Source organism: Kosakonia sp. CFBP8986 (assembly GCF_034044935.1).
GTDB classification, from domain to species: Bacteria; Pseudomonadota; Gammaproteobacteria; order Enterobacterales; family Enterobacteriaceae; genus Kosakonia; species Kosakonia cowanii.
The window spans coordinates 145,718-170,253 of sequence record NZ_JAXCXB010000008.1 but is presented as its reverse complement, the minus strand read 5'-3'; the positions used below and the strand labels follow the sequence as shown (position 1 = coordinate 170,253).

Here is a 24,536-nt window from a genome sequence, read left to right as displayed (position 1 = left end):
CTCTTGACGCGGGCGCGTTGATGGATAACTACCGCGCGATAATTCGTCGTCGCGTCGGCCTGTTGGCACTGCTGGTGGGGTTGATTATCGCCTCGATGCTGCTCGATTTTACCCTTGGCCCCTCTGGCCTGTCGCTGGATGTGCTGGGGCAAACGCTGCTGCATCCGCAGAGCGTGGATGCCGGAACACGGGTGATTGTCTGGGATATCCGCATGCCCTATGCGCTGATGGCGATTGTCGTCGGCTTAACGCTGGGGCTGGCGGGGGCTGAGATGCAGACCATCCTCAATAACCCGCTCGCCAGCCCGTTTACCCTTGGCGTTTCGTCGGCGGCGGCCTTTGGCGCGGCGCTGGCGATCGTGCTTGGCATCGGCATTCCCGGCATCCCCGCCCAGTGGTTTATCTCGGCTAACGCCTTTATCTTCGCGCTGCTGGCGGCGCTGCTGCTCGATGGCATCACCCGCTGGACGCAGGTGGCGACCTCCGGCGTGGTGCTGTTTGGTATTGCGCTGGTCTTCACCTTCAACGCGCTGGTGTCGATGCTGCAATTTATCGCCAATGAGGACACCTTGCAGGGGCTGGTCTTCTGGACGATGGGCAGCATTGCCCGCGCCTCGTGGGAGAAGCTCGGCATTCTGCTGCTGGCGCTGGCGGTGATTATGCCGCTGTCGATGCTCAGCTCCTGGAAGCTTACCTCCCTGCGTTTAGGCGAAGATCGCGCCATCAGCTTTGGTATCAACGTGCGCCGCCTGCGGCTGACAACGCTGCTGCGCATCAGTATTTTGTCGGCGCTGTCGGTGGCATTCGTCGGGCCGATTGGCTTTATCGGCCTCGTAGCCCCGCACATTGCCCGCATGCTGTTTGGCGAAGATCACCGCTTCTATCTTCCGGGCAGTGCGCTGATTGGCGCGCTGGTGCTGTCACTGGCGTCGATTGTCTCCAAAAACCTGATTGATGGCGTCATCATCCCGGTCGGCATCGTCACCTCGCTGGTCGGCGTGCCGTTCTTTATCACCATTATTGTGCGCCACCGGGGGAGTGTATGAGCCCGCAGTCCGGTTTATCCCTGCGCGGCTTCAGCGCGGGTTACCACAAACAGCCGATTATTCAGGATCTGGCGATTGACCATCTGCCGCGCGGCAAAGTGACGATCCTGCTCGGGCCGAACGGCAGCGGCAAATCGACGCTGCTGCGCGCCATGGCCGGGCTGAACAAAGCCCAGGGCGAACTGCTCCTCGATGGCGATGATCTGCTGACGCAACCCTTCGCCAGACGCGCCGAGCAGGTGGTTTACCTGCCGCAGTCGCTGCCGGCAGGCGTGCATCTGCATGTGCTGGAGTCGATTATCGTGGCGCAGCGCGCGTCCGGCGGCCTGCACAGCGCTGAGCAGCAGGCGCAGGTGATGACGCTGTTGCGCCAGTTGGGGATTGAGCACCTGGCGCTGCACTATCTTGATCAGCTCTCCGGCGGGCAGAAACAGCTGGTCGGTCTGGCGCAGTCGCTGATCCGCCAGCCCACTTTGTTGCTGCTGGACGAGCCGCTCAGCGCGCTGGATCTTAATTATCAATTTCACGTGATGGATCTGGTGAAGCGCGAAACTCAGCGCCGTAACATCGTCACCGTGGTGGTGGTGCACGATATCAATATCGCGTTGCGCCACGGCGACCATGTGCTGATCCTGAAAAAGGGCCAACTGGTGGCCGACGGCGATCCGGGAGAAGTGATCACCCCGCACACGCTGGCAGAGGTGTACGGCGTGCGCGGGCGGGTGGAGCCCTGCTCGCAGGGCATGAAACAGGTGATTATTGACGGTTTAAGCTGAGCGTAAGCCGCCGCAGCGCGATCACCAGCGCTGATGCGGGTTCTGCGCGTAGTGGCGCAGCACCTCAGCGTAGGGGGCCGTGCGGGCATCGGGGTTTTGCACAATGGATCCCAGCAGCACGGCAAGCGCGGCGTCGTGCTCGCCAAGGTTGTGCAGGCAGAGCGCATAGAAGGGCGGCACTTCGGTTGCCTGCGGCCAGCGGGCGATAATCTCCTCAAACTGCGCTTTCGCCTGCGGGTATTTCCCCAGGCAGCGCCAGGTTGAGGCGAGGCCAAAGCGCGCTTCAAACTCATCTTCATCGCTAAGGCCAGCCTCAATCGCCGCCAGGTAATACCCTTCGGCATCCCGCTCGCGGCCCTGGTTATCAAACGACCAGGCGATATTGAGCAGCGCCTGCGCGCGCAGCGTCGGTTCATCGGCAAGTATCTTTAACGCCGCGCGGCTCTGCTCATGCTCGCCCGCTTTTCGCAGCGCAATCGCTGCCTGCAACCTGCTCTCCATTCGCCTCTCCTTAAAAATGTTGAGGCTATGTTATAAGCGAGGCGGCAGGCAGCCACAAGGTTAGCGCGCGCTGACCCGCCAGATGGTGTTGCCCGCATCGTCGGCAATCAGGACGCCGCCCTGCTTATCCATTGCCAGGCCGACCGGCAGACCGCGCACCAGCTTCTCGTCATCGGTAAGAAAACCGCTCACCACCGGCTGCGGTTGCCCAACCGGTTTGCCGTTTTCAAACTTCACCCACACCACCTGATAGCCGTTAAGCGGCTTGCGGTTCCAGCTGCCGTGCTCGCTGACAAACGCGCCGCCGCGATATTGCGGCATATTCTCGCCGGTGTAGAAGAGCAGGCCGAGCGGGGCGACGTGAGAGCTGAGCGCGTAATCGGGCTTAATCGCCTGCTTCACCAGATCCGGGCGCGGCGGCTGGACGCGCTCATCCACATGCTGACCGAAATAGCTGTAAGGCCAGCCGTAGAAGCCCTTATCCTGCACCGAAGTCATGTAATCCGGTACCAGATCGGAGCCAATCTCGTCACGTTCGTTGACGATCGCCCACAGCGCGCCGCTTTCCGGTTCCCACTGCAACCCCGTCGGGTTACGCAGGCCGCTGGCGAAAATGCGGCTCGCTCCGGTTGCGGCATCCACCTCCAGCACCGCCGCACGGCGGTATTCCGCGCCGATACCGTTCTCAGTGATGTTGCTGTTGGAGCCAACACCGACATAGAGCTTGCTGCCATCAGGGCTGGCGAGCAGGGATTTGGTCCAGTGGTGGTTAATCGGCCCGCCCGGCAGTTCCGTTACTACTTCACCCGGCGCGGTGATGGAGGTTTGCCCCTCCTGATAGGGGAATTTCACCAGGCTGTCGGCATTCGCCACCCACAGGGTGTTGCCAATCAGCTGGATACCGAACGGCGAGTGCAGGTTTTCAATAAAGGTGTGCTTCTGCCATTTGCCGTCGACATTGCGCAGCAGGGTAATGCGATTGCCGCCGGGGCCGCCTTTGCCGGAGGCTTTCTGCACGATGCCCATAATCAGCTGTTTCGGGCGCGTGGTTGGCTTCGCCGGGCCGTTAGCTTCCGCCACCAGCACATCGTTATTTGGCAGCACATAGACCTGACGCGGGTGTTGCAGGCCATCGGCGACTTTCTCAATCTTCAGCCCCTGCGCCACTTTTGGCATCTCGCCCTCTTTCCACGCCACCCCTTCCGGCACCTGCATCGGCGGCATCAGGAAGTTTTGCGCTTTTGGCAGTTCAGGGTTTGGCCCCACTTGTTTAGCCGGATCGAGGCTGGCGCCCTGATCGCAGCCGGCCAGCAGCGCGGTGAGCGTAAAGGCGAGGAGTGTTTTGCGGTGGATTCTCATGCGATCACTCCTTTGCGGGTACGAAGGGCAAGCTGGACGTTAGCAATCAGCAGCAGCGCCACCACGGCGGTGGAGAGGATCACCCCCAGCGGCACCACGGCGTAGGCGTCACGGCTGTGGACAAAGGCGTTAAAAATCGCCAGCACAATGGCCAGCAGCCAGAGCCAGAAGTGGATTTTTACCGCCGCCGTCGCCAGCGGGCGTTGGGTGAACCACACCTGCACCAGGTTTATTAGCCGCGGCACAATCGCCAGCACCAGCCCGATGGCGATAAGCCAGCTTGCCGCGTCGGTCCACATAATTTGAAAAGATTTGAGGTAGAGAATATCGAAGATCCACGCGGCGGTGAAAAAGCCGAGCGGCAGGGGGTTTAACAGTTCATAGAGCGCAATGGCGACCCGCGATGGTCCGGAGGTAGTTTGCATTGGTCTTCCTTAGTAAACGGGGGATCGGGAAGTGACCACGACTCAAGCCACAGAACGTGCCTGATAAAGGGTAGACAAAATAATGTGAAACGGCGGTTTGTTAGCAGCGTTGTGCGCCATAACGCATTCTGCATAGTTATAAGTTTCGAGACGGGAATATTCACTTTACATTGAGTTATTGATAATGATAATCGGTCTCAAATTGTTTCTTATTGTTCTTATTTGATGTTGTTACGGATGATCTTCGCCCGTGCGGCGAGATATTACCTTGAGGGTTGTTTGCATGCGATTTTCCCCTTTCTATGGCGCGCTTACTCTGGTCATCGCGTCGCCGCTTTATGCGCAGGATGCGACAAGCAGTGAAGAAGACGTGGTTGTAACGGCTACGCGTACCGACGGCTCGCGCAATGACTCCCCGCAGGTGATCAAAGTGATCACTGAAAAGGAGATTGCCCAACAGCGCCAGCTCACCTCCGATACCTCGCAGATCTTAAGTAACCTGCTGCCGTCGTTTTCGCCGTCGCGGCAGAAGATGTCCGGCAGCGGTGAGACCCTGCGCGGGCGTACGCCGCTGGTGATGATTGACGGTATTCCGCAATCCAACCCCCTGCGCCCGACCGGGCGTGAAATGCACACCGTCGATGCCTCCATGATTGAGCGCATTGAGGTGATCAAAGGGGCCAACACCAGTAACGGCGTGGGCGCGACGGGTGGGGTGATCAACATCATCACTAAACGGGCGAAGCCGGGCACCGCCAACCAGCACTTCAGCATCGAAACCACCACGCCGACCTCTGAACTTAATCACGATACGCTGGCCTACAAAACCAACTACAGCATCAATGGCAGCGAGGAGTATCTCGACTACCTCTTCGCCCTCAGCTATGAAGATCAGGGGTTGTTCAAAGATGCGAATAATCACGCCATTGGCGTGGATAACACCCAGGGTGATTTGATGGACTCCCGTGCGTGGGATCTGCTGGCGAAAGTAGGTTACTGGCTCGATAACGACCAGCGTGTGCAGTTAAGCCTTAACCGCTACCGACTGAAAAATAAAGATAATTATGTCAGCGTCACCGGCGATCGCGACGCGGGCAGGTTGACCACCTCACGCAAAGGCACGCCGGAAGGCACCGCGCCGCATAACGATGTCTGGACCGTGGGCACCACCTACGACAACTACAATCTCGCCGGGATGAAGCTGACTGCGCTGGCCTACTATCAGCGCTACGAAGCGCTGTTCGGTGCCACCAACTCCTCCTCCTTCCAGGACCCGCAGATTGCGCCAATTGGCACACTCTACGATCAGAGCCGCGCTTACACCGATAAGTACGGCAGCAAAATCGCCCTGACAAAAGACGATATCTGGGACGATCGCATTAAGGCGACGGTGGGCTTCGACACGCTGTTTGATAACTCGAAACAGGATCTGTGGAGCACCGGGCGCACCTACGTGCCGGAGATCAACTACACCGATCTCTCGCCTTTCCTGCAACTTGAGTACGCGCCGGTGGAGTCGGTCAAACTGAGCGGCGGCATTCGCTACGAATATGCGCGCCTGAAGATCGACAGCTACCAGACGGTGTGGGCCAACGATCGCGTTACGGTCGAAGGGGGCACGCCGTCGTTCGATGAAACCCTCTACAACGCCGGAATTGTCTGGACGCCGGTCACGCCGCTGAGCCTGTTTGCCAGCTACAGCGAAGGCTTTACCGTGCCGGATGTCGGCCGCGTACTGCGTGGCATCGACACGCCGGGGGTGAAGCTGAGTGATTACAACAGCCTGCAACCGATCATTACCAAAAACAGTGAAGTGGGATTCCGCGTCCAGCAGGCGCCGTTCGATTTTGAGGCCAGCTACTACAAATCGACCTCTAAACTGGGCAGCCGCGTCGAGTTGCAAAACGACGCCTTTGTTGCGCGGCGTGAAAAGACCGAGATCGATGGCGTTGAAGTGAGCGCGGGCTACGCGCCGAACGCTGACCACAAGCTGACGCTGGCGTGGTCGCATATGCGCGGTCGCTACGACAGCGATGATAACGGCAGCCTTGATGCCAAACTCGACGGTCTTAATATCGCCCCGGATCGCATCATCGCCAGCTGGTCGGCGAACTGGAATGCCGAACTGAGCACCTTCTTGCAGGCTAACTGGGCGCTGAGTAAGAAGTTCGACGACGAGGAGAAGGATTTCTCCGGCTATGCGATTGTCGATGCGGCGGTGGGCTACAAGCTGCCTTATGGTCAGCTGAGCCTTGGCATCTCTAACCTGCTCAACAAGCAGTACGTCACCTACTATTCGCAAAGCGCCTCGGTCGATCCGGATCGCTACTTCGCCGGGCGGGGCCGCACGGCCACACTCGGTTACAGCCTCAACTTCTGATGGTCGCCGCTCCCCTCGCGGGAGCGGCAACGTAACGGATGAATAGCCTGAATATCTCACTTTCCCGGCGGCGCGGCCTGCAAGCGATGCTGCTCTATGGCATCGCCCCCGGCCTGTTTGCCGCACCGCCAGCCTTACCGCGCGCCATCTCACTCTTTCAGGGGGCGACGGACAGCCTGGCAGCGCTCGGCGTGACGCCCTGCGGCATGGTGGCGTCCTGGGCGGAAAAGCCGGTCTACCGCTACCTGCGCCCGCGCTTCTCAAACGTGCCGCAACTCGGGCTGGAGACGCAACCGCAGCTGGAAAAGATGGTGCTGCTGAAGCCCGATATCATCTTCGCCTCGCGTTTTCGCCACCAGGATGTCGCGCCGCTGATGGCGAAAATCGCCCCGGTGGCGCTGCTCGATGATGTGTTTGAGTTTAAAAAAACGCTCAGCGTGGTTGGCGACAGGCTCGGTCTTGCCGACAGTGCCAACGCGCTGCTGCACCAGTGGCAGAGCCGGGTGGTGACGCTGCGCGGGCGCATTGCGCAGCACTTTGCCGCACCGCCGACGGTGTCGGTTATCGAAGTGCGCCCCGATCATATTCGCAGCTATGTCGCCGCCAGTTTTCCCGGCTCGGTGATGAGCGAACTGGGTTTTGGCTGGAACAGCGCCGCGCAGCAGGCGCGCAGCACCTCGCTGCGCTTCTCCGGCTTCGAGAATATCCCGCTGCTTAATGCCGATCTCTTCTTCATTTTGCTGCGCACAGAGAGCGCGGCGATTATGCGCCACTATCAGGCGCTGACCGCGCACCCGCTCTGGCAACAGCTGCGGGCGGTGAAGGCGCAGCGGCTCTGGACGGTGGACAGCGTGCCGTGGAGTTTATCCGGCGGCATTCTTGGCGCGAATCACATGCTTGATGATGTCGACGCCGCGCTGCGCGGGGAGGGGGCATGAAGGGGCGCTTTCTGCTCTGCTTTGCGCTGCTGCTGGTGATGGCGGCACTCAGCGTAATGGTCGGCACGCAAATTTATACGCCGGGCGAGATTGCGCGCGCGCTGTGGCAGCCGGATGCCGCCCTCGCGCGTGATGTGATTATTCACACCTCGCGCTTACCGCGCACGCTGCTGGCGGCGGCCGTCGGCGCTTTCCTTGCGGTGGCGGGGGCGTTAATGCAGGCGTTAACACGTAATCCGCTCGCCTCGCCGGGGCTGTTTGGCGTCAATGCCGGGGCGGCGCTGCTGATTGTGCTGGCGGGCGCGCTGTTCAGCATTGGCGAGGCGTGGGTCACGCTGCTGCTGGCATTTACCGGCGCGTGTATCACCGGGTCGCTGGTGTGGTTTGCCAGCCAGAGAAGCAGCGGTCAGCTTAACCCGCTGCGGCTGGTGCTGGCGGGCGTGGCGATCACCGCGCTGTGCAACGCGTTTACCCAGGCGATCCTGGTGATGGATCAGGAGAGCCTCGACACCATGCTCTTCTGGCTGGCAGGGAGCCTTGCGGGCAACGATCTCGCGCATCTCTACCCGATGCTGCTGCCGGGCGGGCTGCTGCTGATTGTCGCCATGCTCTGTGGCGGGCAGATGGGAGTGCTCAACGCGGGTGAAGAGATTGCCCGCGGGCTGGGGCAGAACATTGCCCGCGTGCGCCTGCTGGCGAGCGTGCTGGTGGTCGGGCTGGCGGGCTGCGCGGTGGCGCTGGCGGGCAATATCGGCTTTGTCGGGCTGATTGTGCCGCACATCGCCCGGCAACTTTTTGGCAGCGATGTACGCACTTTGCTTCCCGCCTGCGCGCTGCTGGGCGCGTTGCTGCTGCTGGCGGCGGATATTGCCGCGCGGGTGGTGATCCTGCCGCAGGAAGTGCCGGTCGGTGTGATGACGGCACTGCTCGGCGCACCCTTCTTTATTCTGCTGGCGCAGCGCCGGGGGCAGCATGCCGGATAGCCAACTCTTTCGCTGCGGCGCGTTTGCCCGCCTCTACTCGCGCCGCCAGTTGCTGATGCTGGCGAGCTGCACGCTAATCGCCGCGCTGATTGTGCTTATCGCACTGAGCGTCGGCGATGTGCCGATCCCGCCGCTGCACACCCTTCGCTTACTGGTGCTGGCAGATAACAGCGCAGAGCATTTTATTCTGCATGAGCTGCGTCTGCCGCGCGTGGCGCTGGCGCTGCTGGCGGGTGGCGGGTTAGGGCTTGCCGGGTTGATTTTGCAAACCCTCGTGCGCAACCCGCTCGCCTCGCCGGACACCCTTGGCGTCACTGCGGGTGCCAGCGCTGGTGCGCTGCTGTGGCTCACCTTTTTTAGCCTGCGTTATGGCAGCGCGGGCATGCCTTATGCCGCAATGGCTGGTGCGGCCTGCGCCGTCGGGCTGATCTTTCTGTTAAGCGCGCGGCGCGGGTTAACGCCGCTGCGCATGATCCTCACCGGCGTAGGGGTTTCGGCGCTGGCGGGGGCGGTGGTAACGCTAATCCTCGTCTTCAGCCCGCTGACCACCACCTTTTCCGCGTGGGTGTGGCTGAGCGGCAGCGTCTATGCCGCCAGCTGGCCGAAGGTGCTGCACTTGCTTCTCTTCTACCTGTGGGCGATCCCGCTGCTGGTCGTTCTGCTGCGCTACCTGAAGGCGCTGCAGCTTGAGGATGCGCTGGCAACCGGGCTGGGTGTGCGGGTGAATGCCATTCGCCTCCTGCTGTTGCTGGCCTGCGTCGCGCTCTCCGGCAGCGCGGTGGCGCAGGTCGGGGCGATGGCCTTTGTCGGGCTGGTGGCACCGCATCTTGCTCGTCTCGTGGTGGCGCAGGGGATTTTCAGCCAGGCATATGTCGCGACGTGCAGCGGCGGCAGTATGGTGGTGGTAGCCGACCTGTTGGCGCGCACGCTGTTTCGCCCCGCCGATCTCCCCGCCGGGATCTTTGTCGCGCTGGCCGGCGCGCCGCTCTTTCTTTGGCTGCTGATAAGGCAGCGTTCGTAAGCAATGGGGAAATTGTGTCTCTGATAACGGAAAAACTGCGCGTCAGCTACGCGCAGCGGCAGGTGATCGACGGGCTCGATTTAACCCTGCCGACGGGCAAAGTGTCGGTGCTGATTGGCAGCAACGGCTGCGGCAAAAGCACGCTGTTAAAAACGATGGCGCGCCTGATCACGCCGCAATCCGGCACGGTCACTCTCCACGGAATGGATATTCACGCCACTTCCAGCGCAAAAGTGGCGCGCAAGCTGGCGATTTTGCCGCAAACGCCGGTGGCACCGGAAGGCATCACCGTGCGCCAGCTAGTGAGCCTTGGGCGCTTTCCCTATCAAAACTGGCTGCGGCAGTGGTCAGTTGAGGACGATCGTCATGTTGATGAGGCGCTGCGCTTAACCGCGACCACGGCGTTGCAGCACCGCCCGATCGAAGCGCTCTCCGGCGGCCAGCGCCAGCGGGTATGGATTGCAATGACACTAGCGCAGGCCACCGACACCCTGCTGCTCGATGAGCCGACCACCTGGCTCGATCTGGCGCACCAGGTGGAGATCCTCGAACTGCTGCGCGATCTCAACCGTCGGCAGGGCAAAACCATCATTATGGTGCTGCACGATCTCAATCTCGCCTGCCGCTACGCCGATCACCTGGTCGCTATCCGTGAAGGGCGGGTTGTTGCCGAGGGCGCGCCGCAGCAGATCATGACCGAAGCGTTAGTGAGCCACGTCTTTAACCTGCACTGTCGCATCATTGACGATCCCTTTTTCCATACGCCGATGTGCATTCCGTTTCCAGGTGATCACCATGCTGAACCCTGACGAACTCGCTTACCTGCGTAAGGCGTTTCGCCTGCGCGCGCTGGAGGAGGCCGATGCACGCAGCGTGGTGAGCGGCGAGATGCTTAATGCCGACATTTGTGCTGACGTGCTTGATACGATCATGCCGCTGATTGGCGCACCGGATCACGCTATCGCCGCGTCGCTGCTGACCAAGCGGCTCTCATTTCTGCTGACCGGAAATGTGCTCTATGGGATGAGTGTGTTTGATAAAGGGCTGCATCTCTCTCTTGACGCCAGCCGCCTGGAGTTTGCCCATGACAACGGTTTGTGGACCTCGTCACTCCCCGCAGCGCTTACCGTTACCGGCTATGCACCCGGCGCACGGGACGCGTGGCGCGAAAAAGTGGTCGGCGGGCTGTTTCGTGATTTTATCGCCCCGCTCTGGCACGCGCTTTCAGCGGTGAGCGGCCTGCCTGCGCAAATCCTCTGGGAGAACTGCGCGGTGCGCGTCTACTCCCTCTACGAAGGGCGCATGGAGGGGCTGAATGAGGCGCAGGTCGCGCGTCAGCAGGCGGATTTCGCCTGGCTGATTGCTGAGGCCGACCCGGCGCTGTTCGGCCTGAACTGGAACCCGCTTAAGCGTTTTCGCCGCCCGGCGCAGCGCAATGGCGCTGGCGAGGCGGTGCGTTTTCGCCGCACCTGCTGCTTCTACTACAAAGCCTCAACGCCGATGGAGTATTGCCTCAACTGCCCGCTCTGCCGGGTTAAGTAGGTGACAGCGTGGGCATCGGTGATTATGGTAAAGCTTCCTGATAAATCGCCAACGGTCACGCCGTGAAACAGACATTTGCACTCGATTTCTCCCACCGCGCGTTGATTCCCTACGCCCATGACTACCGACACGGGGAGCATGAGCCGTGGCATTCGCACCCCTGCGACCAGCTGATCCACACCCTGACCGGTGTGATCCGCGTGGAGACGGAGCAGGGGATCTGGATCGTGCCGCCCGGACGCGGGGTGTGGATCCCGGCGCAGGTGGTGCACACGCTCTTTATTGAGGGCGATGTGCAGGCGCGCGGGGTATTTGTCGAGCCGCTGGCGAGGGCCGATTTACCGGTGGTGTGCCAGGTGGTGCGCGTCAACGATCTGCTGCGCGCCCTGATGGTCGAGGCGCTGCGGCTGGATGATAGTTACCAGCCCGGCAGCCGCGCCGAGCGTATCTATGAGCTGATTCTGGATGAGATCCGGCTGATGAATACGCTGCCGTTTTGCCTGCCGGAGCCGACTTCGGCGCGCTTAAAACCGCTGTGTGACGCGATACGGCAAACGCCGACGCAGGCGTGGACGCTGGAGCACGCCGCGCGGCAGGTGAATATGAGCGGGCGCACGCTCGCGCGCCACTTCTACCAGCAGACCGGGTTGCAGTTTAGCGAATGGGTGCGCCGTGCGCGGTTGCTGATCGCCCTGACGCGGCTGGCGCACGGCGAGCCGGTGACGCGGGTGGCGCTGGAGTGCGGCTATGCCACCCCCAGCGCCTTTAGCGCCATGTTTCGCCGGGTAATGGGTGTGCCGCCCGGCGACTACTTTACCCAGTGATAAAGGGCTGCGCGGCGTTAAGCACTGCCTGTAGTGAGGCGCGGGTGATATCGCTGTCAATACTGACACCCCATGCGCGCTCGCCCCGCGCGTTGGTACAGCAGACGTAGGCCACCGAGCGGCTGTCGCTGTGCTTGCCGAGGGTGTGTTCGTGGTAGCTCTCAATATTGATCTCAACGCACAGGCTGCGACACAGCGCGGTTAACGCCGCCGAGAGAAAACCTTTGCCCGTTGCATCCAGCTTCAGCGTCTCGTTATGCCAGCGGATCTCCGCGTGCAGAGTGGTGCGCTGCCCCGGCTGGTTGGTGCAGACATACTCAATCAACGCCAGCGGCGGCTGATCCACCAGGCCGTAGGTCTGGCGGAACAGATTCCAGATCGCCATTTGCGACATCTCTTTGCCTGCGCTGTCCGCCGCCTGCTGCACATGCCCGCTAAACTCCTGCTGAAGCTTGCGCGGCAGTGTCAGGCCGTGGTTCTGCTCCAGCAGCCAGGCCGCGCCGCTCTTGCCCGACTGGCTGTTGACGCGGATAACCGCTTCGTAGCTACAGCCGATATCCGCCGGGTCGAGCGACAGATAGGGCACTTGCCAGACGTCCGCCGGGCTGTTTTGCCGCGCGGCAAACCCTTTCTTAATCGCATCCTGATGCGAGCCGGAAAAGGCGGTAAAGACCAGTTCACCGGCGTACGGGTGGCGCGGCGCAACTGGCAACTGATTACACTCCTCGACCACCTCCACTACCTTTTTCATCTGGCTAAACTCAAGGCCCGGCGCAATACCCTGGGTGTAGAGATTGAGCGCCAGCGTCACCAGATCGGCATTACCTGTGCGCTCGCCGTTGCCAAACAGGCAGCCTTCAACCCGCTCCGCGCCCGCCAGCAGCGCCAGCTCGGCGCTGGCAATGCCGGTGCCGCGATCGTTATGGGTATGCACGCTGATGCACACCTGCTCACGGCGCGAGAAGTGGCGGCAGAAGTGCTCAATCTGGTCGGCATAGACATTGGGCATGCTCACTTCCACGGTGGCCGGCAGGTTGATGATCATCGGCCGCGTGGAATCGGGCTGCCAGACATCGGCCACCGCTTCGCAAATCGCCAGCGCGAACTCCGCTTCGGTAAAGCAGAAGGTTTCCGGCGAATACTGGAACACCCACTGCGTTTCGGGTGCGGCTTCGCACTGCGTGCGGATTTGCCGCGCCGCATTGACCGCCAGCGCGACAATCTCTTCTTTGCTCTGGCGAAAAACCTGCTCGCGGAACACCGGCGCGGTGGCGTTGTAGAGGTGCACCGTCGCGCGGCGCGCGCCCTGCAAGGATTCGAAGGTGCGGCGAATCAGATCGTCACGCGCCTGGGTTAACACCTGAATGGTGACATCTTCAGGGATGCGCTGCTCTTCGATCAGCTGGCGCACAAAGTTAAAATCCGTTTGCGACGCGGAAGGGAAGGCGACCTCAATCTCTTTAAAACCGCACTCCAGCAGTAAATCCCAGAATTTCAGTTTGCGCGCCGCGTCCATCGGCTCGGCGAGGGCCTGGTTGCCGTCGCGCAAATCCGTCGACAGCCAGCGCGGCGCGTGAGTCAGCGTGTTATCCGGCCAGCGGCGATCGCGCAGGGGCAGCGGGGCATGGGGGTGATATTTATCAGCAGGGTTAGTTAACATTTTCGGCTCTCCACAGGGTGTGGTTTTAGTTTCCACACCACAGCGGTTGCGCGCGCCCGCGCAGCTGACAACCTGTTGCGTAAAAGTGACAACCCGCAGGGAAATGATGACCTGATAAGGCCCGGTGCATTGCCCGATGGCGCTGCGCTTATCGGGCCTACGGGAGGCGTATGTCGAATAGTGCGTAGGCCGGATAAGGCGTTAGCCGCCATCCGGCAATAACGCGCACTTACGCCTGCACCCGGTCGCCCACCACCGGCGGCGTCTGCGGTGCATTGGCATTGCCGACGTGCCGATACTTATCCAGCAGATGGATTTGAATGCGGCGCAGCATATCGCCATTGAGTTTGTAGAAGCGGAAGTAGACCAGCAGCGAGATGACGAAGAAGCAGGCGGGGAGCGCCAGCATAATCAGCTGCATGCCCATTAAGGTGCTGGCGGACTGCGCCACGTTCGGCACATACCCAATCACCCCGAGCACCACGGCGATAAAGTAGGCCGCAAAGGCCGCGCCCGCTTTCACCACCAGCGTCTGCACCGAGTAGGCGATGCTCTCACAGCGCACATTGAGTTTGTATTCGCCGTAATCGACGGTGTCGGCAACCATAATCACCTGTAACACCCAGAAGAAGGCTTTGCCGATGCTGAACAGCACGCCCGCCAGCAAAATCACCCATGCGTGAGTCTGGCCCAGCAGCGCCATCCACAGCAGCACGCCGCCGCTGATAATCGGCAGCACCGATGCACCCGCCCAGAGTACGCGGCGTGAGAAGAGTTTCACCAGCTTCGGGAAAAGCATCAGGATCAGCAGGTTCGCGACGCCCGCATAGGACATGTAATAGGGGAAGAGGTCGACATCGCCAATCACATAGGTGAAGTAGTAGATCGCAAAGCCTTCGATGACGTTAGCGGCGGTGTTGTAGGCCAGCGCCATCACCAGCAGGCAGGCGAGCTGATCGTTCTTAATAATCAGTTGCAGCATCGCTTTCAGGTTCATTGGCGTGCTCTGTTCACCGCCCTGTTTATCAGAGGAGTAGACCTCATGCACATTGCGCAGGGTGACGATGGTCGAGAGGATAAAAAAGGCGATCAGCACCAGCGTCAGCATCTGGAAGCCAAACCCGCGATCCGCTCCGCCGACGGCGTTCACAAACGGCAGTGCGATCCCCGCAGTAACAAACCCGGCGAGGCTGGCGAAAAAACGCGGGTAGGGCACCAGTTGTTCGCGCTCGCGCTTGTCCAGGGTAATGGTCGGCACCAGCGACCAGAACGGCACATCCATAATTGTGTAGGTGAAACCCCACAGCAGATAGGTCGCCCACACCCACACCAGCTGCGTGGTGCCGGTAAAGTGGTGGGCGCTGAAGAGCATATAGAGCACCAGCGAGTTGGTCAGCGTGCCGACTAAAATCCACGGCTTGAACTTGCCCCAGCGCGTGCGGGTGCAGTCGACTATCCAGCCCATGATCGGGTCGGCCAGCGCGTCGAGAATGCGCGCCACCAGAAAGAGCGTGCCGACCATGCCGACCGACAGGCCAACAATATCGGTGTAGTAATACATCAAGTACATGTAGACGATGCCGATCGCAAAATCCTTACCAAATGCACCAAATCCGTAGCTGAGCTTTGTTGTGATTGAAATACTCATAGGGTACCGATTGCCTCTTTCAGTGTCGGAAGGGTTGCAAAACCGCCGGGCGCGCGGCCCGGCGAATGCGTTAGCGATGCAGCCACGCGGGCAGCCACTCGCCGTGGCTTGCGATCAGGTCATCCACCAGCGCATAGATTTCATCGATACCAAGCACCGCCGCAGTGTGCGGATCCATCAGCGCGGCGTAATAGACATAATTCCGGTTCTCGGTCAGCACCGCTTCGGTGAGCAGCGTCTGCACATTGATGTTGGTCTGCATCATCGCCGCAAGATGGGCGGGCAGCTTGCCAGCTTTGGTTGGCTGAATGCCGTTGGCATCGACCAGGCACGGCACTTCGACGCAGCACCCTTCCGGCAGGTTGTCAATCAGCCCATCGTTGCGCACGTTGCCATAGACAACGCTCGGCTCACCGGTCCAGATGGCGTTCATAATGGTGCTGGCATACTCCCGCGAAGCTTTCACCTCAATGCGATCGGCGGTTTTGTACTCCGCCAGCTCCTTCTGCCAGGTTTCCAGCTGTTCCACGCAGCGTTTCGGGTACTCATCGAGCGGCACCTGGTAGCGTTCAAGTAAATCCTCGCGTCCCGGCTTGATAAACCACGGCGTATATTCAGCAAAGTGTTCCGAGGATTCGGTAACGAAGTAGCCGAGCTTTTTGAACATCTCATAGCGCACAATGTTCTGGCAGCGCGGGTTGCCGTGCATGTTCGGCTTCGGCGCGCGTTTCTCGGCATAGGCCTGCAACAGCTCGGGATAGATGCTGACATAGCTACCGTCCTGCTGCTTTTTCTCCAGCGACAGGTAAAAGGCCATATGGTTGATCCCGGCGCAGCGGTAGCGTAACGAGGCCGGGTCGAGATCGAGATCGCGCGCCAGCTCCTCCGCTGTGCCCTGCACCGAGTGGCATAATCCAACCTGTTTGATATGCGGGTAGCGGGCATAGATCGCCCAGGTGTTCATCGCCATCGGGTTGACGTAGTTCAACAGCGTCGCGTTCGGGCAGACGTCGGTCATATCCTCACAAATCTGCCACAGGTGAGGGATGGTGCGCAGGGCGCGCATGATGCCGCCGGGGCCGAGGGTGTCGGCGATGGTCTGCTCAAGACCGTGGCGTTTACACACTTCAAAATCGGTGACGGTGCAGGGTTCGTAGCCGCCAATCTGGAACGCGACGACCACAAAATCGGCCTCTTTTAACGCCGTTTTTTGATCCGTATGGCAGCTGATGTTCCCGTAAGCGCCGACCGAATCCATCAGTTTGCGCACCACGATGTGCGACTCCTCAAGGCGCGTGGCGTCAATATCCATCAGCGCTACCTGCGCGTTTTTCAGTGCCGGACGCTGGAACACGTCGCCGAGAATGTTTTTGACAAACACCGTGGAACCGGCGCCGATAAAAGTGATTTTTGGTGCAGACATGAACCTTTCTCCCAGATGTGGTTGTACGTTCTGAGCGTGGCACGGCAGGCCTGTGCCATCTGCCTTCTTCCCGGCGGGAGATTCCCGAAAACTCAGATCGCGTAATGCGCCGCGCGCGATCTGAGTTTCCGGGAGAAAATGGGCGCTTAAGCAGAGTTAATGGCAACGGCTTTCACTAAACTAGAGCAGGTGAGGGCGCGGTGAAGCGCGAAAGTGATGATGCGAGAAGGATCGATGGCAAAAGAACTTATCAGAGCAGATATGTGCAGCGGGGATGAGAAAACCACGCGCGGCCCGCTGTCGCTCTACTCCGAATATCAGCGTATGGAGATTGAGCTGCGCGCGCCGCTGGCGATGCCCGCCAGCCACTGGCATGGCCAGGTGGAAGTGAATGTGCCGTTTGATGGCGACGTCGAGTACCTGATCAATAACGAAGTGGTGCGCATTAAGCAGGGGTATATCACCCTGTTCTGGGCCTGTACCCCGCACCAGCTAACGCGCCCCGGTGACTGTACGCAGATGGCGATTTTTAACCTGCCGATGCACCTGTTTCTCTCGTGGCCGCTGGATCGTGAACTGATCAACCACGTCACCCACGGCATGGTGATCAAATCCCTCGCCGCCCAGCAGCTAAGCGCGTTTGAAGTGCAGCGCTGGCAGCATGAACTCAACAGCGACAACGAGCAGCTGCGCCAGCTGGCGATTGAGGAGATCGCCCTGATGCTCAAGCGCTTTAGCCTCTCCGGCTGGCAGCCGATCCTCGTTAATAAAACTTCGCGCACCCATAAAAACAGCGTCTCGCGCCATGCGCAGTTTTACGTCAGCCAGATGCTGGAGTTTATTGCGGTCAATTACGATCAGGTGCTGACGATTAACGCCATCGCCGAGCATGTGAAGCTCAATCCCAACTATGCGATGGGCATTTTTCAGCGCGTTATGCAGCTGACCATGAAGCAGTACATTACCGCCATGCGCATCAACCACGTTCGAGCATTGCTGAGCGATACCGATAAAACCATTCTTGATATCGCGCTCACCGCCGGGTTCGGCTCCAGCAGCCGTTTTTACAGCACCTTTCAGAAGTATGTCGGCATGCCGCCGCAGAAATACCGCAAGCTCAGCCAGCTGCGACGCCAGCAGCATGCGGGGTGAAAAGGCGTTTATCCCCACTAAGGGATATTGATAGAAATATCCCTTGGTGGGGATAATGGCAATATTGACAATATCCCTTCTAGGGTATAAAACGCTTTTTATCCCTTACTGCGGATAATCTGCGAAAAACGAGAAGCCTATGACCACGCCAGCGATCTACAGCCCGGTACAACTTGCCAATGCCATGAAGCTTATTCGGCAGAAAAATGGCTGGACGCAAAATGATCTGGCCCAACGGATTGGTATCAAGCAGGCCACGATCTCGAACTTCGAAAATAACCCCGATAAAACCACGCTGACGACCCTGTTTAAAATTCTCCAGTCCCTTGAGATGTCGTTAATTTTGCAAGAGAAAAAGGAAGCAGGCGTCGATAACCTCCATCAACAGGATCTGGACTGGTAATGCGCAAGTTAAGTACATGGATGAACAACGAACGCGTCGGCGAGCTGACGAAGCAAAGCAACGGCGCGCATACGTTCAAATATGATGAGGGCTGGCTGCAAAGCGCACGCGCACGGCCTCTCTCGTTATCATTACCGCTACAGTTTGGTGCCATCACCTCAGACGCCGTCTTTAACTACTTTGATAACCTGCTCCCCGATAACCCGCGTGTCCGCGATCGCATCGTGAAGCGTTATCACGCTGCTTCTAAACAACCTTTTGATCTGCTGGCAGAGATTGGCAGAGACAGCGTTGGTGCGGTGACATTACTGCCTCCTGAGGAGGAGAGTGCTTCCCGGGCATTAAGCTGGACAACGCTTGATGGGCCGAGGCTGGAAAAAGTGCTGACTGCTTATCAGGCTGATATTCCGCTGGGCATGATTGAGGATGAAGATGATTTCAGGATCTCGGTTGCGGGCGCGCAGGAGAAAACAGCGCTGTTAAAAATAGAAGATGTGTGGTGCATTCCAAAAGGCATGACCCCCACAACCCACATCATTAAGTTACCGATTGGCGAAATTCGCCAGCCGAATGCGACGCTGGATTTAAGCGAGAGCGTCGATAACGAATTCTTTTGCTTAGCGCTGGCCAGGGCGTTGGGTTTTGCCGTGCCGGAAGCGGAAATTGTTCGCGCGGGTGCGATCCGGGCGCTGGCCGTTGAGCGCTTCGACAGGCGCTGGAACGCGGATAAAACGGTTCTGCTGCGGTTACCGCAAGACGATGTTTGTCAGGCGCTGGGGCTGCCCTCTTCCCTGAAGTATGAAGCAGATAACGGCCCGGGGATTGCAAGAATTATGTCGTTGCTGTCCGGTTCGCGTGACGCGCTAAAAGATCGTTATGATTTTATGAAGTTTCAGGTTTTTCAGTGGCTGATGGGCGCGACAGACGGGCATGCAAAAAACTTCTCCCTCTTTATTTATGCCGGAGGAAGCTACAGCCTTACGCCTTTCTACGACATAATTTCGGCGTTTCCTCTACTCGGCGGCACGGGGTTACATATGAGTGACCTGAAACTGGCCATGAGCCTGAAAGCGACGAAAGGCCGGAAAACGGCTATTGATAAAATCTTGCCGCGTCACTTTCTGGCAACGGCCAAAGAGGTCAATTTCCCTCAGCAATACATGGAAGAGATCCTGCACTCTTTCGCGGAAAACCTGCCGACAGCCCTTGAGCGAGCAAGGCACTCTCTGCCGGAAGATTTTTCATCGCGCGTAGAAAAAGCGATATCGACAAATGTGCTCAGGTTACATGCAAGGCTGGTTAAACATCTTTAATTGGCTGTGCGCTCAGGCGACCGGGACACATTGCCCGATGGCGCTACGCTTATCGGGCCTACAACTAGGCCGGAATTATGTTGGGCACCATCCGGCGGGTGTTGCGTAGGTCGGATAAGGCGTGAGCCGCCATCCGGCAATGGCATTCAGGTTACAGCCTGAAGGCGTTCACATCATTCAACAGCTTGCCGGCCTGATGGCTGAGGGAGTTGGCGGCGGTGGCCATCTCTTCCACCATCGCGGCGTTCTGTTGCAGGTTGCCTTCCATCTGGCTGACGGCGACGTTGACCTGCTCAATGCCGTAGCTCTGCTCGGTGGATGAGTTATTCACCTGGTTTATCAGCACCGTGGTTTCATCCACTGCGCCGAGGGCATCGTTCATGCGCGTGGTGACATTGGCGGCGTAATTTACCCCCTGGCCGACATTCTTAATCGCTTCATCAATCAGACCACGAATATCGCGCGCCGCAACGGATGAGCGCTGTGACAGCGAGCGTACTTCGCCTGCCACCACCGCAAAGCCTTTGCCTTGTTCACCCGCGCGGGCGGCTTCAACGGCGGCGTTCAGTGCCAGGATATTGGTCTGGAAAGCAATGCCGTCAATGATGTCTGTAATTTCTGAAATCTTCGCGGAAGAAGCCGAAATATCATCAATCGATTTTTGCAGCGAACTGAGTTCGCGGTGGCTCTCGTTGACCATCGTCTGCACGCGGCCGATATAGGTATTCGCCTCTTTGGCGTTGTCCATATTGTGTTTCACCGTTACCGACAGCTCATTCATGCTGGCTGCGGTCTGCTCCAGCGACGATGCCTGAGACTCGGTGCGCGAAGAGAGATCATCATTGCTTTTGGCGATCTCGCTGGCGGCGGTATCCACTTCGTTACTGGCATCTTTTACGCTGGCTAATACGTGGCGGATTTTATCCATCAGCGCGTTAAAACTTGCTGCCGTCGCGCCGAGTTCATCGTTATTATTCAGCGCCACTTTATGGGTTAAATCGAGAGAGCGACTGATTAATCCCATGCTCTCCTGCAAACTTTTTAAGCCCTTACTTAAGTAGCGCAGAATAACCGAGGCGAAGACCGCGACCAGCGCAACCAGAAAGACAATCGTGCCCACTAACAGCCAGAAAGTATTGATATATTGCGTATGGTTATTTTCGGCATACTCTTTCGCAATACTGTAATTATGTGCCAGCATCTCTTTTAAACCGGCACTTAATGCCACTGATGCATTGGCAGTAGCACCGCCGTCAGAGACCATCAGACGCGCCGCTTCTATTCCCTGGTTATGGTAGGTATCAGACATAGCCTCGGTTTTTTGCACATAATCATCAAAAATATCACGCGTCTTTTTCAGTAATTGACCGTCAATTTTATCGCTGACCAGATTGGCCTGGTACTCATCAAAGATCTGGCGAGTTTTATTTAACTCATCTTTCGCCTGCGCCATATGTTTGGTAAACACCGCCTCATCGGTCACCAGCAGCGACATCAGGATTTGGCGTCTTGCTTCTTCGCGGTGCTGCACCGCTTCGCTCAGCTTGCTGATGCTCGGCAGACTATTTGACACAACATAGTCAAAACGCGTTTGCGCATTATCTAATGCCCTGATGCTTAATCCGCCCAGCACAAGCATCGCAATAAAGGTGATGGCAAAAACAATAATTAATTTTCTTAAAATAGTCATAACGGCCTCAGGTGCAATCCATATCCAACGCGGATGCTATTTTTATCGGCGACTAAAGTGAAATCTTCAGCCAGAACATTATAAAAAGAGAGGTCTTTTAAGCCTTTTTTGATCTGGACACGGATTGCGGATGAATAATGATTAAATACAAAGGTTAATAAGGCTAAATAAATGTGTTGTGAACGCTTTATATAATATATTCCGCCTGTTTTGATGATGGCTTATGGATATATTGTACATTCTAAATCTTTATTAGCTTGGGAGTTTAGTGTGTGTAAATTCTTATTAACTTAAACTTAATAATAAAGTTGGTAAATCAAAAGAGTGCCTGAATAGACTACCGCCCAAAAAATTGGGCAGTAGGAAGAAAACCTTTGTTTTATATCCAACGCTTAGCAAGGAACCTGACGCAAACGACGCCTGATTTTGTTCCCTTGAGCATCTTTGTAGCGCTCCGGCCAGATGGCGTCGGGAGTGAGATCGAGAGCATGAGCAATGATGTATTCACCCTTCGGCCAGGGGCGATACAACGTGTTAGCTAACGTTGACGATGATAACCCTGCTGAACGCGATAACGCCGCTAGGCTCATCCCGCGCTTTTTCAGCGCGGCGAGAATGTCAGCATGGTGCCAGTTCTGATGTTCCATAGTGTTCTCCTTACACGTGGCTGTTATGCACTCAATTATCCTGTTTTGGGATAAAATGGCAATGGGAAGATATTCGATTTCAGGATATTTCTAAGGGATCGAATTTATGGCTTCTGTCTACTCAGACGAGTACCAACGCGTTATCGCGGCACTTAAGCAAGCGCGTAAAGCGCAGGGCATCACGCAGATGCAGCTTGCTGAGGCGCTCGGGCGACCACAATCCTTTATCGCCAAAATCGAGAGCGGCGAGAGGAGGCTGGATGTGGTGGAGTTTGTGCATCTGGCGAGGCTGGTAGGGCTGGCGGTGGAAGACGTACTAAAAATCATTAAGTGAATGGCATGACACAAGATTCATTGCCCCTCCATATGGAGTTTTTGCATGAAAAAGGGAATATCGATTTGCTGCTTTATGGCGGGTGCTTTACTCATTTTTTACTATGTATTCATCACCGTTCCCGTAAAAATCATTGCCATCCATAAAGATAATTACGCCCCGGTTGTTGTCGTTGACCGGCTGCCGCTGTCAGATGCGAAGAAAATTGCGTGGTGGCGGGATGAAAGCAAAAATATCCTCGCCAACGAAGATGACGCGCAAATCCATAATCGCGCTTTGAATTACTACATCTACCGTTTTGGCGAAGGCTATCAGGAGTCAGGCAAAGAGGATCGCCTCTGTTTCGACGATATGAAGGAACCAAAGAATTGCCTTGATAAAGATATTTTAATGATTGTCCGTTACCGAAAAAATGGCGATATCCAGTTCGATATTGATGACGATGCGTACATTCTCAGGCAAAGCGGTGGACTGAAGAAGGTCGATTAAAAGATTAAAGGCTCCCTGCGGAGCCTTTTTTGTTTACGCCAACCTTGGATACCCGTCCGCAATCGCATCACCGGTAAACTGCGCGATCCATCCCTCGGGATTATCAAAAATCCTGATCGCCGTGAAGTTGGGTTCTGAACCCATATCAAACCAGTGCGGTGTGCCGGCGGGGACGGAGATAAGGTCGTTCTTCTCGCACAGCACCTGGTAGACTTCGTTGCCGATATGCAGGCAGAAGAGCCCGGCACCTTCAACGAAGAAACGCACTTCATCTTCGCCGTGGGTGTGTTCGCTGAGGAACTTGCTGCGCAGCGCCTCTTTTTGCGGGTTGTCGGCGCGCAGGCTGATCACATCCCAGCTCTGGTAGCCTTTCTCCTCCACCAGCTTGTCGATAGCGTGCTGATAAGCGTTGATCACCGTTTCCGGTGTTGGGTTAGCGCCCAAATCGCGGTCGGCCTGCCAGCGCTCAAAGCGCACCTCCTTCGCATTCAGCTTCTGCTGAATCTCTGTGGCGTCGGTGCTGTGCCATACCGGCGTGCTGGCATCGGTGTCGGTGTAAATCGTCAGTGCGCTCATGAGGGGATCTGCTCCGGCTTGATGGTGCTGAATGAGTTAACCTGGTGATGATGGCTGGCTGCGTCATCATCATCACGAATCAGTTGCGTGGTGCGAAAACCGGCCTCTTCGGCAGCGTCCAACTCCTGATGAATATCGGAGAGGAAGAGAATAGAAGAGGGCGGTAGCGCAATCTGTGCGGCGATATTGCGATAGGATTGCACTTCGCGCTTCGCACCGACCAGCGTGTCGAAATAGCCGCTGAAGAGATGAGTAATATCACCTTCGTCGCTGTAGCCAAATAGCAGTTTTTGCGCAGCAACGGAGCCAGAGGAATATACATAGAGATCAATGCCCTGCGCTTTCCAGTTCTCCAGCGCGGGCAGCACGTCGGGGTAGAGGTGGCCGGTAAAATCGCCGTTCACGTAGCCATCGCGCCAGATAATGCCCTGCAATGCTTTCAACGCCGTCGATTTGCGGTCTTCATCCATAAACGCAAACAGCACCTCGATAAGCTCTACGCTGGTGGCGTTCGGCTGCGCAATCTCTTCCCGCAGATTATCGAGAATGGTGCTGACCGGTTCCTGGTACTGCTGCGCAGTGACAAAACCCGCCAGCCGCTCGCGGGCGTAGGGGAAGAGAACGTTGTGCACAAAGCGGATATCGCTGGTGGTGCCTTCTATATCGGTGACAATCGCGCGGATCATAATCTCTCCAGCAGTCGGCGCTGCAATTCGCATTCAAATAAAAACTCCAGCCCTTCGAGGTGACGGCGCGCTTCGGCAACGTCGCGCCCCCAGCAGGTTAACCCGTGGCCGCGCAGCAGAAAACCATAACGTAACGGGTTTGATTCGGCATAAGCGGCGATGCGCCCGGCGAGCGCGTCGATATCCTGATCGTTATCGAAAATGGCAATCGGCACGCTATCGAGGTGCGTCTGCTGCCCGCTGAGGGATTTTTGCATCTCATACCCGCTCAGTTGCAGCGCGGCGCTTTTCTCCACCCGCGACAGCACGGTGGCGTTGACGGTGTGGACATGCAGCACTGCATTAGCGTCAGGGTAGAGGCGGTAAATCAGGGTATGCAGACCCGTTTCGGCGGAGGGTTTGCGCCCGGATGGCGCATGGTTATCGGCGATGGAAACCTGCAAAAAATCCTCCGGCGTCAGGCTGCCTTTATCTTTTCCGGACTCGCTCAGCCAGCACCATTCGGCACTTTGGCGCAGGGACATATTACCGCCCGTCGCGGGTGCCCACCCTTTGGCGCCGATCCAGTGGCAGGCAGAAACAAGTTGCTGGAGTTGCAGGTTGTCGGTCATCGCGTTTCCTTATCAGGAATATCGTTGTGATATAGACGTCTAAGCGTCTTGATTGCCAAATACTAGCATCGTGTTATAGTGGCGGCAACTTGAGTCTCGACAGCAGGCA

General features: G+C 57.8%; 25 protein-coding genes. 14 read left to right on the top strand and 11 right to left on the bottom strand.

The genetic code is table 11. The annotated features are described in order from the left end of the window. Positions 1–17 precede the first annotated feature (17 nt). Together SOM48_RS18395 and SOM48_RS18390 are read left to right on the top strand one after the other, a co-directional pair. Positions 18–1,046, top strand: a complete 1,029-nt coding sequence (locus SOM48_RS18395; RefSeq protein WP_023480010.1) for a FecCD family ABC transporter permease — start codon at positions 18–20, stop codon at positions 1,044–1,046. Continuing rightward, positions 1,043–1,822: an ABC transporter ATP-binding protein gene (locus SOM48_RS18390; protein ID WP_076769532.1), complete on the top strand. Its 780-nt coding sequence runs from the start codon at positions 1,043–1,045 to the stop codon at positions 1,820–1,822. The genes SOM48_RS18395 and SOM48_RS18390 overlap by 4 nt, the downstream gene beginning before the upstream one ends. A 21-nt stretch (positions 1,823–1,843) precedes the next feature. Here the strand turns inward: SOM48_RS18390 and SOM48_RS18385 are convergent, their stop codons facing one another. From SOM48_RS18385 to SOM48_RS18375, 3 genes are read right to left on the bottom strand one after another with little or no spacing between them, the layout of a single operon-like run. After that, on the bottom strand, positions 1,844–2,323 hold the full coding sequence (locus SOM48_RS18385; protein ID WP_289745445.1) for a tol-pal system YbgF family protein: 480 nt from the start codon (positions 2,321–2,323) through the stop codon (positions 1,844–1,846). A gap of 60 nt (positions 2,324–2,383) precedes the next feature. Continuing rightward, positions 2,384–3,682 carry a PQQ-dependent sugar dehydrogenase gene (locus SOM48_RS18380; RefSeq protein WP_289745443.1) on the bottom strand — a complete coding sequence of 433 codons (1,299 nt, stop codon included), beginning with the start codon at positions 3,680–3,682 and terminating at the stop codon, positions 2,384–2,386. Further along, on the bottom strand, positions 3,679–4,107 hold the full coding sequence (locus SOM48_RS18375) for a DUF2231 domain-containing protein (protein WP_023479947.1): 429 nt from the start codon (positions 4,105–4,107) through the stop codon (positions 3,679–3,681). The genes SOM48_RS18380 and SOM48_RS18375 overlap by 4 nt, the downstream gene beginning before the upstream one ends. Positions 4,108–4,390: 283 nt before the next feature. On the opposite strand from SOM48_RS18375, the gene SOM48_RS18370 reads away from it, so the two are divergent. The 7 genes from SOM48_RS18370 to SOM48_RS18340 all read left to right on the top strand — a co-directional run bounded on the left by SOM48_RS18370 (position 4,391) and on the right by SOM48_RS18340 (position 11,795). After that, positions 4,391–6,487: a TonB-dependent receptor gene (locus SOM48_RS18370; RefSeq protein ID WP_128483426.1), complete on the top strand. Its 2,097-nt coding sequence runs from the start codon at positions 4,391–4,393 to the stop codon at positions 6,485–6,487. 38 nt (positions 6,488–6,525) lie between these two features. Next, a complete protein-coding gene (locus SOM48_RS18365; protein WP_320512725.1) occupies positions 6,526–7,425 on the top strand; it encodes an iron-siderophore ABC transporter substrate-binding protein in 900 nt (299 codons plus the stop codon). Then, entirely contained in the window at positions 7,422–8,408 is a 987-nt protein-coding gene (locus SOM48_RS18360; RefSeq protein WP_139568039.1) for a FecCD family ABC transporter permease, read from the top strand. The genes SOM48_RS18365 and SOM48_RS18360 overlap by 4 nt, the downstream gene beginning before the upstream one ends. Continuing rightward, complete coding sequence (locus SOM48_RS18355) at positions 8,398–9,429, top strand: FecCD family ABC transporter permease (RefSeq protein WP_320512724.1); 1,032 nt, start codon at positions 8,398–8,400, stop codon at positions 9,427–9,429. Before SOM48_RS18360 ends, SOM48_RS18355 begins: the two co-directional genes overlap by 11 nt. Before the next feature lie 11 nt (positions 9,430–9,440). Beyond that, positions 9,441–10,238, top strand: a complete 798-nt coding sequence (locus SOM48_RS18350; protein ID WP_320512734.1) for an ABC transporter ATP-binding protein — start codon at positions 9,441–9,443, stop codon at positions 10,236–10,238. Then, positions 10,225–10,971 (top strand): IucA/IucC family C-terminal-domain containing protein, encoded by a 747-nt coding sequence (locus SOM48_RS18345; protein WP_320512723.1) that lies wholly within the window; start codon positions 10,225–10,227, stop codon positions 10,969–10,971. The genes SOM48_RS18350 and SOM48_RS18345 overlap by 14 nt, the downstream gene beginning before the upstream one ends. A 62-nt stretch (positions 10,972–11,033) precedes the next feature. Continuing rightward, a complete protein-coding gene (locus SOM48_RS18340; RefSeq protein ID WP_320512722.1) occupies positions 11,034–11,795 on the top strand; it encodes an AraC family transcriptional regulator in 762 nt (253 codons plus the stop codon). On the opposite strand, the gene leuA is transcribed toward SOM48_RS18340, so the two are convergent. From leuA to melA, 3 genes are all read right to left on the bottom strand, one after another. Continuing rightward, entirely contained in the window at positions 11,785–13,455 is a 1,671-nt protein-coding gene (leuA, locus tag SOM48_RS18335; RefSeq protein ID WP_320512721.1) for a 2-isopropylmalate synthase, read from the bottom strand. The two genes, SOM48_RS18340 and leuA, sit on opposite strands and share 11 nt — an antisense overlap. A 229-nt stretch (positions 13,456–13,684) precedes the next feature. Then, a complete protein-coding gene (gene melB, locus SOM48_RS18330) occupies positions 13,685–15,103 on the bottom strand; it encodes a melibiose:sodium transporter MelB (protein WP_320512720.1) in 1,419 nt (472 codons plus the stop codon). 70 nt (positions 15,104–15,173) lie between these two features. Beyond that, the gene (melA, locus tag SOM48_RS18325) at positions 15,174–16,526 is read right to left on the bottom strand and encodes an alpha-glucosidase/alpha-galactosidase (protein ID WP_320512719.1); all 1,353 of its coding nucleotides are present in this window, start codon (positions 16,524–16,526) and stop codon (positions 15,174–15,176) included. 234 nt (positions 16,527–16,760) lie between these two features. Between melA and melR the strand changes: the two genes are divergently transcribed. The 3 genes from melR to SOM48_RS18310 all read left to right on the top strand — a co-directional run bounded on the left by melR (position 16,761) and on the right by SOM48_RS18310 (position 19,394). Continuing rightward, positions 16,761–17,678, top strand: a complete 918-nt coding sequence (gene melR / locus SOM48_RS18320; RefSeq protein WP_042715696.1) for a transcriptional regulator MelR — start codon at positions 16,761–16,763, stop codon at positions 17,676–17,678. Between the two features lie 139 nt (positions 17,679–17,817). Beyond that, positions 17,818–18,081 (top strand): type II toxin-antitoxin system antitoxin HipB, encoded by a 264-nt coding sequence (hipB, locus tag SOM48_RS18315; protein ID WP_023479979.1) that lies wholly within the window; start codon positions 17,818–17,820, stop codon positions 18,079–18,081. After that, entirely contained in the window at positions 18,081–19,394 is a 1,314-nt protein-coding gene (locus SOM48_RS18310; protein WP_320512718.1) for a type II toxin-antitoxin system HipA family toxin, read from the top strand. The genes hipB and SOM48_RS18310 overlap by 1 nt, the downstream gene beginning before the upstream one ends. A gap of 151 nt (positions 19,395–19,545) precedes the next feature. Here SOM48_RS18310 and SOM48_RS18305 read toward each other — a convergent pair whose 3' ends face one another. Beyond that, complete coding sequence (locus SOM48_RS18305) at positions 19,546–21,084, bottom strand: methyl-accepting chemotaxis protein (protein ID WP_289745428.1); 1,539 nt, start codon at positions 21,082–21,084, stop codon at positions 19,546–19,548. A gap of 392 nt (positions 21,085–21,476) precedes the next feature. Then, a complete protein-coding gene (locus SOM48_RS18300; RefSeq protein WP_128483416.1) occupies positions 21,477–21,731 on the bottom strand; it encodes a helix-turn-helix domain-containing protein in 255 nt (84 codons plus the stop codon). Between the two features lie 106 nt (positions 21,732–21,837). On the opposite strand from SOM48_RS18300, the gene SOM48_RS18295 reads away from it, so the two are divergent. After that, positions 21,838–22,065 (top strand): helix-turn-helix domain-containing protein, encoded by a 228-nt coding sequence (locus SOM48_RS18295; RefSeq protein ID WP_128483415.1) that lies wholly within the window; start codon positions 21,838–21,840, stop codon positions 22,063–22,065. 45 nt (positions 22,066–22,110) lie between these two features. After that, positions 22,111–22,554 (top strand): DUF943 family protein, encoded by a 444-nt coding sequence (locus SOM48_RS18290; RefSeq protein ID WP_320512717.1) that lies wholly within the window; start codon positions 22,111–22,113, stop codon positions 22,552–22,554. A 33-nt stretch (positions 22,555–22,587) separates the two neighbouring features. On the opposite strand, the gene SOM48_RS18285 is transcribed toward SOM48_RS18290, so the two are convergent. From SOM48_RS18285 to SOM48_RS18275, 3 genes are read right to left on the bottom strand one after another with little or no spacing between them, the layout of a single operon-like run. Beyond that, positions 22,588–23,130, bottom strand: a complete 543-nt coding sequence (locus tag SOM48_RS18285; RefSeq protein ID WP_076769540.1) for a 1,2-dihydroxy-3-keto-5-methylthiopentene dioxygenase — start codon at positions 23,128–23,130, stop codon at positions 22,588–22,590. Further along, the gene (mtnC, locus tag SOM48_RS18280; protein ID WP_320512716.1) at positions 23,127–23,816 is read right to left on the bottom strand and encodes an acireductone synthase; all 690 of its coding nucleotides are present in this window, start codon (positions 23,814–23,816) and stop codon (positions 23,127–23,129) included. The genes SOM48_RS18285 and mtnC overlap by 4 nt, the downstream gene beginning before the upstream one ends. Continuing rightward, positions 23,813–24,427, bottom strand: coding sequence for a methylthioribulose 1-phosphate dehydratase (locus tag SOM48_RS18275; RefSeq protein WP_023479934.1), 615 nt, complete (start codon positions 24,425–24,427; stop codon positions 23,813–23,815). The genes mtnC and SOM48_RS18275 overlap by 4 nt, the downstream gene beginning before the upstream one ends. Positions 24,428–24,536 lie beyond the last annotated feature (109 nt).